This is a genomic window from Xylella taiwanensis (assembly GCF_013177435.1).
Taxonomy (GTDB): Bacteria; Pseudomonadota; Gammaproteobacteria; order Xanthomonadales; family Xanthomonadaceae; genus Xylella; species Xylella taiwanensis.
In genome coordinates, this window is the sequence record NZ_CP053627.1 from 1,232,343 (window position 1) to 1,244,852 (window position 12,510).

Sequence of the window (12,510 nt, forward strand, 5' to 3'; positions counted from 1 at the left end):
AGGCGGCTCAAGGATTCAAGTGGGGCAGTGTATTTCCCAGGCTTGCGGATCGCGGCGGGCGACACACCCAAAACGACGGATTAGGTGGAATCAGCCCGAATTTTCGCTCGGTCATTCCTCATTAGACTTGGTCTCGATACCACGGTAATCGGCTTGCCGGACGGTACCAGATAATTGGCAATCTGGTGCAGATGTATTGCATGGCGTGCTTTAACCTTTGATAGGCCCCGACGCAGGCTGCGTGCGAGGTCACGGCTCGTCATGTTTGAGCAGTTGCGGCCGCCATGTGTTGCCGACATTCGCCTTCGAGCAGATCGAGTACGAATGCTATACGTGACGTGCGTGTTGTAAACATTCGTATGTTGCTGAATGCATTTGGATATTGTGTGTCAGGAGCGGAACACGTATAGCGCGGTGTCAACCAAGGACAGTCGTGTTGGTGTCCTTTGCTGCAGTGCGGCTACGTCACGGTGTCCAGTTGTGTAGTAATGCGTCCACATCCGGACGCTCACGTTCGGGGACTTCCAAGCGTGGTGTGCCGATATGGATAAAACCGATGATGTGTTCATGTGGGCCAAGGTTGAGATACTCGGCGACTCTGCGATCATAGGCCATCCAGGCGGTGAGCCACTGAGCACCAAAGCCGTAGGCCTGGGCGGCTTGCAGCAGTGCAAAGCAGACACAGCCGGCTGTCAGCAGTTGTTCTTGCTCCGGGACATTATCAGCTGGCTGCAGCCGCGCTACGACGATGATTACCAGCGGAGCATGGGAAAAGCGCTCGCGTTCTTTGTCCAGCACGGTCTGTGGTGCCTGTGGATCGAGTTCCAGGGTGCGTTGTACCAGAAATTCTCCAAGTGCCTCCCGCGCGGTACCGGTAATACGTAGAAACCGAAACGGCACAAGCTTCCCGTGATCGGGGACACGCACTGCTGACTGTAGTATCCGTCGCAACGTTGTCGTGTCCGGACCTGGCTCGCCGAGCTGGCGTGACGGTACCGAGCGACGTGCATCCAACGCTTGTAACGGATAAAGTGTGCTCATTGTCTCATTCTTGAGTGGGAATCTATTCGAGTATAGATGGGATTTGTTGTTCCGTCTCTGCGAGTTGTTTCCAGGAGTGCATGAACAAGTCTTTCGTTTCTGAGATCAGCAGGACTGCATCTGGTGTGCCTTTGACGATTGAATCGACCGGTTCATCTGGTTGCTTGGGGACGTTGCGTTGAACATGCAAACGCCCCAGGACGCCGGCTTGATATCGACTGGGTTGAGCCAGTTGTTGCAGGAGCTACGCAATGTGCGGCAACCATCACGTATGGTGTCCAAGGAGGGGCGTGCATTGTTTCCTTGCGAATTGCTGTCAGCGCTGTCGCTCCTGCAGATCTCGGCACAGGCGAGTTATCAGGCGGTGGTCGAGACTGGCCTAGGCTTGGCTATGGGCTTGCGTATGCAGGTTCTGCAGGCCGCTGCTGCACTAGGTGTGGCGGATCCATCCGGGATATGCCTCGAACCTGCGGATGAGAATGTGCTTGATTTGGTTGGGCGGCTGTTCGATGCGATTTTACGTGATAGCTATTTCTATCCCGAACCGCGTATGTGGATTGGGCAGTTGCTGGTGCCAGTTGCGAAGGTTGCATTGCTTGACAGTCGCTTGTTCGAGTGTGATGACCATCCGGTGTGGCGCTTACTGACATTGTTAATAGATGCTTGCAATGGTAACAACGGTGAGAATTCAGTTGAGCAGGCGTTATTGATGCGGGTATGCAAGATTGTGGATACGGTAGTGCGTGAATTTGACAATGACGTGCAGTTGTTCCTGACTCAGGAAGCCACGTTTAGCGTGCATTACGAGCAGTACTTGGCCAATACCCAGAGTGCCAAGCGTCATGTGACAGAACCGTGGATCACCAAAGAGCGACGTCAACGTGCTCATCAGATCGCTGATGATGCACTGAAAAAGCACCTTCATGGGCATGTGTTGCCCCAGGCGATCGAACATTTTCTCAGTCGCATCTGGTTTGCTCATGTACAGCAGGTGGCGTTGCTCAATGATGGTCATGGTCCAGCGCTTGAGGCCGTACTGGCGTTAGGAGATGCATTGCTTGCCCAGTGGCGTCAGGCCAGTGAGGGACGCACGCCGGAGCGGCCTTGGTTGGATGACGAGCGTACTGGCATATTCGACGCTTTCTCTATTGCTGGTATGACGCTGGCTGAAGCTAAGGCCGGGTTTGCTGATTTGCAGCATGTATTGGCGGCGGCTACGCCGCAATCGCCAGCGATCGCCACATCGGCGGGTACTCAGGTTGTTGATGTGCTCCTCCCAGTGCCGGATGAATCGGCTACTTGCGGGTTGGATACGGCTACTGCTGCCTATTTTCGTGGGCTTTCGTTGGGGACGTGGTTAGACTTTATTGGCCTTGATGGTCGCGTGCAAAGTGGCCAGTTATCCTGGGTCAGCCCGATTTCAGGGCGATTGATGTTTGTTAATCATCTTGGTCGTCGTTTGTGCGTGGCCTCACCAGAGGAACTGTCCACGCTGATGTGCTTAGGTCGCTTGCGTCTGCACCGCGATGGAGACGCTTTACTACAGTGCCAAACAGTATCTGGTTGACGCGGTTTGGTGTTGACTGGGGAGTATATAAAGCTTGAACCAGCGATTTTGAGGAGTGTCGCTGACGGCATTTCTTTCGTCTGATTCGGTGAGCAAGGATGGAATGATTGCAGGTTATTTATCGTCACAGATATGAAATTGTGCTGTCTGTTGCAGTTGTGCGTTTATGACTCCGCTTCCCATGAATAGGCGGGTATGCTTGCCCCGTTTTATTTCCTATTGATTGGTTTTGTTGGCGCCTGTTGCGTTGGGGAGCCTTTCTGCATGAAGTCTACGTCCAGCCTTTCTAGTATTAGGGGGCGTGATAACCGATTGATGGAGCAGGCGCGTGCCTTGGCGTTACCGGAAATTGCCAATGCTTTTGTCCGTTGCGTCGAGTGTTTTGACACTGTGTTGTTTGATCGTGCTGAGGCGGTTGGCCTCTCCCGGTGGGTATTCTTGGATGGTGTCCATGAACTACGCCGATGCCGAGAGGATGTTTGCATGCGCTTTCGCGAGCATCTGGACGTGGCTTGGCGAGCGTTCGATCGTAAGACCCCACTGGCAGCCGAATTGGTGCTGACAGACGCTAGTCAGAGCAGTCTGAATCTGTTGCCGGAGCACGTGTTGGAATCTCATCTTGCTGTGCGTCATCTGGCTACCGTCCTATCGCGTGAATGTGAACACGTATTGGCTTGTTTGGAATGGCGCTTGGGTGTGATTGCTGGGGGGGTCGAGTTGAATGCCAACTCTAATCCGGTCGGCCCGGAGCATATCGGCGTGGCAGTGTATAAGGCTTTTGGCACATGTGAGCTGGCATCAGAAGTACGTCTGCTCCTGATCAAGCTTTGTGAGCGTGATTTGCTCCAACCGCTGGTACGCTTGTATCGCATATTGGACAAACAGCTGGCTAAGATTGGGGACGTGGCCCAGATTGTCAGGTCGCGGCTCCCAGTGATCCACTCGACCAGCGTTGCTACACCTAAGGAGGGTTCCGAGGGAGACGAATACGGTGAGCAATATGCCTCGTTCCGGGCGGTGGACTTCATGGATCGTTGGGAACGAAACCGTTACCGGTTCCAAGTCGCGTACCGGGTGCATGAGGATGCAGATGTTTCCTGTGGCCATCTTGGCGGTAGTCAGGACGTCTTATTGGAAACGCTCCATGCGTTACTGCAGCAGACTCGCAGTCAGCGCGAGAAAGTGACGAGAGCCGTTGCCGTCGCGCAGCGACCACTGAGTCAGCGCGAAATACTTTCTGTACTGTCGCTGCTGCAAGCAAATCCCAGTGCGACGCTTGATGACAAAGGAGAGTCGTTAACGCAGCGGTTGAAGAGAGAAGTGCTGTCCAATGTCATCCAACTTGGGGTGAATCCTGCACATGCGCACCTGGATCCCGTTGATGAAGATGCCATCGATCTGGTGGGTATGTTGTTCGATGTCATGCTGGATCAGTGTCATTTGGAGGCGCATTCTCGGAGGCTGATGGGGCGATTACTAGTGCCATTCGTTAAAGTTGCATTGCTTGATCGCAAAATGTTCGTGCGAAAGACTCATCCAGCGCGACGTTTACTCAATGCATTGGCTGATGCCTGCAATGGCAATGTTGCGAGTACTCCGGCTGACCGCGCGCTGCTGAGCAAAGTCGAGGAGATCGTTAAGCGTCTGGTAGTCGATTTTAACGAGAACTTAGCCATTTTCTTGACTTTGGACGAGGAGTTTCGCGAGTTTCTGACTCAGCACCGGCGTCGGGTCGAGATCGTCGAGCGGCGTGCTGCTGAAACACAATGTGCTCAGGAAAAACTGAGATTGGCACGTGTCTTTGCTACGAAGGAGTTGGGCAAACGCTTGAATGGCGTTGAACTGCCGGGTGCGATCGAGGCCTTTATGCGTCAACCTTGGCAGCATTACCTAACCATGGTCCTGTTGCGCGAGGGCGAAGATGGTGCTGGTGTGGCCGAGGCGCTGGCGGTGGCTGATGGTGTGCTTGAGGAGCTGGCTCAGGCGCGTCGCCGTATCGTTGCCAAACCTTGGTTGCAGGCATTTCAACCGGGGTTGCTGAAGATATTTGGTAGCGTCGGTCTGCATGAGGATACGGCACAGGTGGCGATTGCCGCGCTTTACGACACTTTGCATGGTATTGCCGCATCCAGACCCGAGTTAGAGACGCCGTTCCCCGAGATCAGCCTGTTGCTACCTACTCTAGAGCAGAGTGCATTCGAACCTGGACAGGAGACCGTGATGGGAGAGTTCGATGCTGTCGATGCTGACCGCTTCCGGAAGATGGAGGTTGGTACTTGGTTGGATTTCATCGAAACAGGAGGCAAGGTGCAGACCGTCAAGTTGTCCTGGATCAGCCCGATTTCGGGGCGGTTGCTGTGGGTCGATCGACACGGGATCCGTTTCTGTGTCGCTTCACCGGAAGAATTGGCGGTGATGGTACGGCAGGGGCGATTGTGTTCCCGCGTCAACGACGACGCATTCGACAACGCAATGCGGGTTGTGCTTGATCGCCTTAATACGTTCAGCACCAGCAGCTTAGTGCATTGATTGCAGTGGCGGAGCATAAGGTTTCAGTTCCGATACCGATTTGTATGGGTGAGTTGCCATGCTGTATAGCACCCGCCTGTGACAGTGATGTGTAGTGCCGATCGTAACGCGGGATGACCAGCACAGCATGGGGCATCGCTTTCAGAGAAAGCGTGATTTGAGAACCCATCAGTGCCCCCGTGGTTGATGCGTGTATTTGCGTTTTGGCTTATCAACGTGCCAAATGCCAGCTCAGTAGTAACGCAGCGCCATAGCAAATGAGGTCCAAGCTCTGATTGGCCAGTGTCGACAAGGTCCATGCAAGTCGCGGGCCCATCTTCAACGCTGAGGACCACGGATCCAAGCCCATGACTATACCGAGTTGAGCTGAAGCGATGCCCCAGTTTGCGGCCAGGATCACTCCCAGGGTGGCGGTCAGCGCCACACCAAGACGCAGCCAGCCTCTACGCAATGTACCCAGGTGCAGCATGTACGCCACATCGAGCGCGACAGCCAATGCGAACCAGCCGGCTTGATGCTGGCTTCCGAGTGCAACCAGGATCCAGGCGATGAGGCCGATCATGCACCCAAGGAACAGGAGTGGAGGCCAGAGCCAGTGCGTGGTTCTGGTGGGCGTTGAGTGTGGGGACATCGGGGCTTCCTTGGGGAAGGCTTAGAATACGGGGTTTTTCTTCGGGCCCGGAATAGACCGCCAAGCAAGGTGGACGAACACGATACAATGGTTGTCTTGCGTCTTTATGGCGTGGCTCTATATCCGATGTATGTATTCTCGTAGCAGCGAACCTGTCCAGTTCGAACGTGACTGCGAAGCCGTGATGGTGCCGCAGGGGGATTCGGTCACCCTCCCCGCGGGTAGTTATGGTTACATCACCCAGGCGTTGGGTGGCAGCTATACGGTGTTTGTGGATGGCAATTTGTTCCGTATTGCTGGTAAGGATGGCGATGCCATTGGCAAAGAGCCGCCCCCAGGGTTGCAACTTCCCGAGGACGCTAGCGACGCAGCAGTGGAAATACTGGTGTGGCAGCAGTTGCGTTCCTGTTTCGATCCGGAGATACCGTTCAATATTGTCGATTTGGGTTTGGTGTATGAGGCGGTATTGGGACATCGCGACGATGGCCAGCGTACGGTCCAGGTCAAAATGACCTTGACTGCTCCGGGGTGCGGTATGGGTGAGATATTGGTTGACGATGTGCGTTCTAAATTGGAGTTGATTCCAACGGTTGTTGCAGCCAATGTCGAACTCGTCTTCGAGCCACCTTGGAGCCGCCACATGATGTCTGAAAGTGCACGTCTTGAGACCGGTATGCTTTGAAATCCATATTGACTTGCTGCGTTAATGCGTTCCCCTTTGCTTCAACAGGAATTTTTGCGTGCCTGTCTCTTTCGCTATCACCCGTTCATCTTCACCCCGCGCTGCTGACGAGCTATCTATGCTCTTGGAAGCCCCAGGGTTTGGGGTGCATTTCACCGATCATATGATTGCGATCGCCTGGGATAAGGACCATGGTTGGCACGACGCGCAGGTACGTGCATATGGGCCGTTGCTGCTAGATCCTGCCGCTGCGGTCCTGCATTACGGGCAGGAGATCTTCGAAGGTATCAAAGCCTATCGGCATGCTGATGGCTCCATCTGGACCTTCCGCCCGCATGACAATGGTCGCCGTTTGCAGCGTTCGGCCACACGATTGGCACTGCCAGAGTTGCCGGTGGAACTGTTTACGGAATCGTTGCGTCAACTCATCGCCGTGGATGGTCGCTGGGTGCCTTCCGCACCGGAGACCAGCCTGTATTTTCGTCCTTTCATTCTTGCCACAGAGGCTTATTTGGGTGTACGTGCTGCACGGCAAGCCTCTTACTACCTGATCGCTAGCCCTGCCGGCCCGTATTTCGCTAAAGGCGTCGCTCCCGTGTCGATCTGGTTGTCGACCGACTACGCACGTGCTGCCAGGGGAGGGACGGGGGCGGTCAAGTGCGGGGGCAATTATGCCGCTTCGCTGCTACCGCAGCAGTTGGCGCAGGCCCAGGGATGCTCGCAGGTCCTGTTTCTCGATCCGGTTGAAGGCAAGTACCTGGAGGAACTGGGAGGCATGAATGTGTTTTTGGTCTACAGGGACGGCACCTTGGTCACACCAGCATTGTCCGGCAGCATCCTCGAAGGCATCACCCGCCAGAGCATCTTGCAGCTTGCCCGTGACCGAGGGATGTGTGTTGAGGAACGCAAGGTGGCGATTGAGGAGTGGAAACAGGGGGTGGTCTCCGGGGCGATCAGCGAAGTATTTGCCTGCGGCACGGCTGCAGTGATCACTCCAATTGGTGAATTGAAAGCGGAGGGCTTTTCCGTCGGAGACCGCAACGCACCGCCTGGTGCAGTCACCATGTCGTTGCGTAAGGAACTGACCGACATCCAATACGGCCGTCTGCCAGATCGCTATGGGTGGATGATGCGTTTGAAGGAATGAGTAACACTGGTTTTCTTCATGTCTTGTGTCGCTTTACTTTTTACTTGCATACAGGACCGTGGGGTGCAGTTAAACTCGATCTTGTGTTCTGCCCTTGCTGCAGAATACCTTCACGGGCGCGTCACGGAAATCCGCAAAATCGCACGCTGATCCCTGCTGTTAAGCAGGCTTTGGGTGGTTGTTGAAGCCTTGTTGATCTCGATGTCTCGATGTACAGCCTGCTTCATTCTTGAAGAACGTGTTGACATGGCTGATGTCGGGGAACCCACGCATTGCGATGGCGGAGATAGGCAAACCTGTATATCTGCCAGCCGTCGTTGCGCTTTCACATTGATCCGCCTCTTGATGATGATGTTGGCTATCGTACCCATGACCGCAGCTACCGCACTGTCACTCACGTGGCCTGAAATCAATGGCTTGGGGGACATCCCTACATCCCCCGTGTGATTCACACTACGTCGTATTTAGATGCTTACGCATGGTCCAAACTCACAGGCACGTGAGGCGAACCCGGGATTGCTGTTGGTCTACTTGTCCTCGCGCGTGCAGGCTTGCCGAAGATGCTTGATGTCGTTGAGCAAGCGTTTGACCTCATTGCTGTGCGGTGCATCTGCGGCTGTCGTGGCGTTCCAACCGACGCTTCGAGCGGTTCAAGGCTTCCTTGGTACGGGCTTGAACTCCACGTACACAAGCATCGGCGTCCTGAGCGTTGTCGACAATGACGCATTTTGAAGACGGGTGAGCGACGTGTTGCTGTGCATGTCCTGCGGTGAGGATCAATGCCCCTGCCTGGTCCGAAGTGTGCATCGCCACAGGTAACCTGGCGCTCCAGCTGTTTCGGGGACGCCTGAGTGCTTGTGCTTGGCTGTTTTTGAAGTTTCTGTTGTGTGTTGCCACCAGGATTGCCCAGTCGATCGGAAGGCCTGCGATCATCGTGATACCTGCGTCCTACCTCCAGGCGGTGATGCGGGGGCGACATGGCTGTTGCGGTGTTGCAGTCGTGGTCTGCTCTGTTTCCGTTGATCCTCATCAATCGGCTGTTCCCGGCGCTTGCCTCATGGATGACGGACGCGTACCGACCTGTTGGTCACATCTGCATGGCCTCATCATCACTCGTTAATGCGGCCTCTGGCCTTCACATCCAGAACACCTCAGATTAATCCGTACTCCTTGAGTTTCTTCCGCAGCGTGGCGCGATGAATGCCAAGCAGTGCAGCAGCACGGCTCTGATTGCCTTCACAATGGTTCAACGCTTCCACAAATAGGGGAATCTCCATTTCGCGCAGCACCATGCCATAGAGATCGTTGGCATCGCAGCCGTCGAGATCGCGCAGATAACGGCGGACCGCCTGAGCTACATGTTCACGTAGGGGGGACTTTGAGGTGCCACGGCTGACTTCAGGACGGGAGGGTACTACGTTCAACGGACATTTCCGGGCTTGGGACGTCGGGCGGGCGCTTTGCGGAGGGGAAGTCTAGCGCGTGACCATTGCTTCTGCCATGTGTGTTTTAGCGGAATTCGAAGGTGAAAGCAGCCGTGTTTGCTTCCGGCTCATGTACGCGGAAAGTGATATGCGCGCCTTGACCGGGGGCCAGCCTCTCCTTGGGATGCGGAGGGTGACCCAGATACTCACCCGGTGTGAAAGTGTTGCTGCCGATCACTTTGCCATCGGCGTCGGACAGTGATAGTTGCAAGTACGGCCAAGCCTGATCCCAGCGTGCATCATTGCGGAAGCTGGCTTGGATTTGCAGTACACCGGGGTATCCAGGCAGCGGCTGGACGCTACGTTGTAGCATCGTAAAGGCTGTCGGTTCATGCCAAGCCGGCAGTGAGCACCGCAACACGATGCAGAGTTTGTTAAGCAATGGCCGCCACGCCGCATCGCCGGCGAGGCGTGCGCGGTCAGCGAGTAACACCTGCAAGACCAGTGTAAGGGTTAAGATGGCGATCAGCAGACCGTACAGATATCGGCTGCGCTGCGTCGCCAAGACGTTTTGTATCGGATGTGCAAAGGTCGGTGTCTCCGCAGCGTTTGCGTTTGGTATGTGCGAGGAGGCCGGCTGGGGCGTGGTTTCAGAAGGCGGTGTTGCTATTCCGGTTTCAAGCAACGGTGCATTGTTGGTAGATGCGGTGGCGGTTGGTGGGGGGGACGATTGTGAGCGGAGAAATCTAACCAGGGAAGGTGGCAGCTGATTCATCGAAGCATGACGGGGGAGGGGCGCGAAATGCTATTGAATCATGTTCTGGCTTCAGCGGCGGCGCGTGTCAAACGGGGTAGTGAGCAACTCGAGCAGCCCGTGGCGTTGCCGCGGCGTGAGTTTGGCGAACTGCTCTAGCAACTGTTTCTGTTGTGGATCGAACTTCTGGTAGGCCGGCACTGGTTCAGCGATAGCGCTCACTGATGGACCGTAGTAAGGCTCGCCACGTCCTGTGGCCAGATATTCGAACGACAGACCACTACGGCGCGCCAAGCGAATCAGATTCTCCACAGACGGTGCGGTACCTTGCTCCATCTCCCACTGGGCAACTGCACTGCGCGAGACTCCAAGCTCACCAGCCAACGCTTCTTGGGTCAGACCGGACATACGGCGAGCCTCGCGGATGCGTTCGAAAAGTTTGCTCACGTAAAATGTGCCCGGATGACAGGGAGCAGATATAGCGCTTACATTCGATGCGATGTGTTCGTTCCGCTTTCAATTACGGATAAGATAGTGATACTGTCTGTAAGTGAGCTTAATCTCCTTGTAATGGAATTCGATTGATCAAGGCATGTGATTGCGATGCTGAAGATGGAGCGATGCAGCAACAGTGTGGCTGGCTGAACCCGCACACTATTTTCAGATCAGATATGTTGCGTTTTGCTGGGGTGTGGCCTTGCGCAGCTGTGGAAGCGCAATGACGTTGGCATGGTGGGGAGGGTGTGGTGAGTAATCTCTTGCCAGCCTTTGTGGCATGGCACAAGTGTGGGTTGGCTTGCTCGGAACATGGCCGATGTGGGTCAGTGCTCCAACCCTGAGGAGTTGCAGTGGCATGTGGAGCAATCATTTGTCATTTTTTGCGTCTTGCTGGATCAAATCATCGATTTGGTGAGTACGTAGCGAATCTTTCTGCTGGGCCCGAGCACCACGGTGTTGTGACTGCACGTGACTGTTACCGGCACATCGAATTCGACAATGGCGTGATCTTTAGGAAATATTCAGGCGATGTTGCCAATCGCACTGAAACCCCGGTCAACCGGGCATTGGATGGCCGTAACAGGTGCAGCAGCGATCATGACCTGCTTGTATCCCAACCTGTCATGCGCCACGCGCCACGATTGCAACTGGATACTAAAGATGAACGACGTGTGGAAGTGGTCGATGACGGTGTGATCCGATGCGATGTCACGGGGGTGTTGTGAGCGATGCTGGCGAGGGGAGAGAACGTCTACGGTGCGCCATCAGGGCTTGGCTGTGGTGGGCAATACGCCACCTCCAGTGCCACGGTGCGACCGTCTCCACCTACGCTAAGGGGGGCTGCCCTTTGCCAGGTCGCAGTACCATCTCTGTTCCAAATACCACTGATCGTATCTACGATTTTCTATTGCCATAGTTAAGAGTAGGCGACCTTGCCTGAGTGCCTATACCATGGATATTGCACGCTAACCTGGATCCCCTCTGTTGACGACGTTTACAATGCTAAAACCCCCAGGTGGCTTGGCTTGGACGCGCATGGGTGCTGAGATTGGCCTGTTGTTATTCGGTGCTCTAGCCATCACCCTGCCAGCCGGGCTTGCCCCTTTTGGCTTAGTGTTGACGACGACGAGTTTGCTGTGTTTCGACCAATTGCGTCGTACCGCGTCGGAAATTGCGGTGCCGCTGCGTATTTTGTTTGTATTGGCGCTGGGTGTGTTGGTCCTGTCGGCACTGTCTATTATGGTCACGCATCTGGAACTGCGTGATTTGGATAGCAGGACACGCTTCCTGCTGTTGCCCTGGTCTGTTTTGTGGGTTTATGCGTTGCGACCGCGCCAGCAATGGTTCTGGGGTGGCGCGGCTTTGGGTGTGTTTGGGGTTCTGCTGCTGGCCGTGGTTCAGATATGGCGTGGCGACACACGTGCCGAAGGTTGGGGTAATGCCATTGTGCTTGCCGATCTCACCATGGCTCTGGCAATCGTGGTGGTGTTTGCGCGCCCTAAGGGATGTTGGTTGCTGCCGTCGCTGGTGTTACTTGCTTGCGGTGTCGTGATCGTGCTCAGCGGTAGCCGTGGGGTTTTGCTGGCAATGGCCGTGGTGTTGTTTATGTTGGCTCTGAGCGTACGTTGGGCCAGCTTGCGTGTCCGCCTGCTGCTGCTCGCTGGTTTGGTGCTGGGAGGCAGTACGTTGGCTTGGGGGGTACCGCAGCTCACTGAACAGATGCGGTTGATCGAACTGAAGGCCGACATGCACCGTCTGGAGAGTGGTGACAGCGATTCTTCTACAGGCGCGCGTCTGGAGCGTCTTCAAGTGGCCTATGCCACGTTCTTGAGCAAGCCCTTGACGGGTGTTGGTATCGGTCACTTCGATCGTGCGATGACTCTGTTACCAGTGTGCCGTAGTGGTGTGTGGTTGGCGCGTTGCCATCTGCGGCACGCCCACAATGATCTGGCCGAATGGGCCGCGACCCAGGGGGTGCCTGGATTACTGGTGATCCTGGCGATTTACGGTGTGCCGTTTGCATTATTACTACGTCTTTACTGGGCGAGTGGCCGTAAGCGCTTCCATGGTCCGGCGGCGACGGGGATGATGCTGGTGGTGGCCTACATTTTATGTGGTATGACTCAGTCGATGTTTGCGCATCAGGTCAGCACGAGTTTCTATGCGGTGGCGGTTGGCCTGTGTATTGGTTTGGCGTTGCGTGAGGTGAGCGCGCAGCGGTCTCTATAATGCCGGTG

The 12,510-nt window shown here is 55.3% G+C and carries 13 protein-coding genes; 6 read left to right on the top strand and 7 right to left on the bottom strand.

The window, feature by feature from the left end; all coding sequences use genetic code 11:
* Positions 1-465: 465 nt before the first annotated feature.
* Complete coding sequence (locus PLS229_RS05200; RefSeq protein ID WP_038269967.1) at positions 466-1,041, bottom strand: nitroreductase family protein; 576 nt, start codon at positions 1,039-1,041, stop codon at positions 466-468.
* A 184-nt stretch (positions 1,042-1,225) separates the two neighbouring features.
* On the opposite strand from PLS229_RS05200, the gene PLS229_RS05205 reads away from it, so the two are divergent.
* Positions 1,226-2,608 carry a DUF1631 family protein gene (locus tag PLS229_RS05205; protein ID WP_081755389.1) on the top strand — a complete coding sequence of 461 codons (1,383 nt, stop codon included), beginning with the start codon at positions 1,226-1,228 and terminating at the stop codon, positions 2,606-2,608.
* A 264-nt stretch (positions 2,609-2,872) separates the two neighbouring features.
* Positions 2,873-5,137, top strand: coding sequence for a DUF1631 domain-containing protein (locus PLS229_RS05210; RefSeq protein ID WP_038270283.1), 2,265 nt, complete (start codon positions 2,873-2,875; stop codon positions 5,135-5,137).
* Positions 5,138-5,348: 211 nt separating this feature from the next.
* Here the strand turns inward: PLS229_RS05210 and PLS229_RS05215 are convergent, their stop codons facing one another.
* Positions 5,349-5,768: a hypothetical protein gene (locus PLS229_RS05215; RefSeq protein WP_038269965.1), complete on the bottom strand. Its 420-nt coding sequence runs from the start codon at positions 5,766-5,768 to the stop codon at positions 5,349-5,351.
* 130 nt (positions 5,769-5,898) lie between these two features.
* Here PLS229_RS05215 and sufT point away from each other — a divergent pair, with 130 nt between their 5' ends.
* Both sufT and PLS229_RS05225 read left to right on the top strand, forming a co-directional pair.
* The gene (gene sufT / locus PLS229_RS05220) at positions 5,899-6,450 is read left to right on the top strand and encodes a putative Fe-S cluster assembly protein SufT (protein ID WP_038272808.1); all 552 of its coding nucleotides are present in this window, start codon (positions 5,899-5,901) and stop codon (positions 6,448-6,450) included.
* 58 nt (positions 6,451-6,508) lie between these two features.
* The gene (locus PLS229_RS05225; protein ID WP_038272810.1) at positions 6,509-7,597 is read left to right on the top strand and encodes a branched-chain amino acid aminotransferase; all 1,089 of its coding nucleotides are present in this window, start codon (positions 6,509-6,511) and stop codon (positions 7,595-7,597) included.
* Positions 7,598-7,707: 110 nt separating this feature from the next.
* Here PLS229_RS05225 and PLS229_RS05230 read toward each other — a convergent pair whose 3' ends face one another.
* The 5 genes from PLS229_RS05230 to PLS229_RS05250 form a co-directional block, all read right to left on the bottom strand.
* On the bottom strand, positions 7,708-8,025 hold the full coding sequence (locus PLS229_RS05230) for a hypothetical protein (protein ID WP_152536663.1): 318 nt from the start codon (positions 8,023-8,025) through the stop codon (positions 7,708-7,710).
* A 163-nt stretch (positions 8,026-8,188) separates the two neighbouring features.
* Positions 8,189-8,530 carry a hypothetical protein gene (locus PLS229_RS05235; protein WP_038272812.1) on the bottom strand — a complete coding sequence of 114 codons (342 nt, stop codon included), beginning with the start codon at positions 8,528-8,530 and terminating at the stop codon, positions 8,189-8,191.
* 218 nt (positions 8,531-8,748) lie between these two features.
* Positions 8,749-9,021, bottom strand: coding sequence for a DNA-binding transcriptional regulator Fis (gene fis, locus PLS229_RS05240; RefSeq protein ID WP_038272815.1), 273 nt, complete (start codon positions 9,019-9,021; stop codon positions 8,749-8,751).
* Positions 9,022-9,106: 85 nt separating this feature from the next.
* A complete protein-coding gene (locus PLS229_RS05245; protein WP_038272817.1) occupies positions 9,107-9,796 on the bottom strand; it encodes a DUF3426 domain-containing protein in 690 nt (229 codons plus the stop codon).
* Between the two features lie 51 nt (positions 9,797-9,847).
* Entirely contained in the window at positions 9,848-10,222 is a 375-nt protein-coding gene (locus PLS229_RS05250; protein ID WP_038272819.1) for a helix-turn-helix domain-containing protein, read from the bottom strand.
* Positions 10,223-10,731: 509 nt separating this feature from the next.
* Here PLS229_RS05250 and PLS229_RS05255 point away from each other — a divergent pair.
* Both PLS229_RS05255 and PLS229_RS05260 read left to right on the top strand, forming a co-directional pair.
* On the top strand, positions 10,732-10,998 hold the full coding sequence (locus tag PLS229_RS05255) for a hypothetical protein (RefSeq protein ID WP_114867105.1): 267 nt from the start codon (positions 10,732-10,734) through the stop codon (positions 10,996-10,998).
* Positions 10,999-11,272: 274 nt separating this feature from the next.
* Positions 11,273-12,502, top strand: a complete 1,230-nt coding sequence (locus tag PLS229_RS05260; RefSeq protein ID WP_038272822.1) for an O-antigen ligase family protein — start codon at positions 11,273-11,275, stop codon at positions 12,500-12,502.
* Positions 12,503-12,510: the final 8 nt, after the last annotated feature.

Bases quoted from the DNA above. Each gene is read 5' to 3' on its own strand.
- PLS229_RS05200 (WP_038269967.1), bottom strand. From the start codon at position 1,041: ATGAGCACACTTTATCCGTTACAAGCGTTGGATGCACGTCGCTCGGTA.
- PLS229_RS05205 (WP_081755389.1), top strand. From the start codon at position 1,226: ATGCAAACGCCCCAGGACGCCGGCTTGATATCGACTGGGTTGAGCCAG.
- PLS229_RS05210 (WP_038270283.1), top strand. From the start codon at position 2,873: ATGAAGTCTACGTCCAGCCTTTCTAGTATTAGGGGGCGTGATAACCGA.
- PLS229_RS05215 (WP_038269965.1), bottom strand. From the start codon at position 5,768: ATGTCCCCACACTCAACGCCCACCAGAACCACGCACTGGCTCTGGCCT.
- sufT (WP_038272808.1), top strand. From the start codon at position 5,899: ATGTATTCTCGTAGCAGCGAACCTGTCCAGTTCGAACGTGACTGCGAA.
- PLS229_RS05230 (WP_152536663.1), bottom strand. From the start codon at position 8,025: ATGTCCCCCAAGCCATTGATTTCAGGCCACGTGAGTGACAGTGCGGTA.
- PLS229_RS05235 (WP_038272812.1), bottom strand. From the start codon at position 8,530: ATGATCGCAGGCCTTCCGATCGACTGGGCAATCCTGGTGGCAACACAC.
- PLS229_RS05245 (WP_038272817.1), bottom strand. From the start codon at position 9,796: ATGAATCAGCTGCCACCTTCCCTGGTTAGATTTCTCCGCTCACAATCG.
- PLS229_RS05260 (WP_038272822.1), top strand. From the start codon at position 11,273: ATGCTAAAACCCCCAGGTGGCTTGGCTTGGACGCGCATGGGTGCTGAG.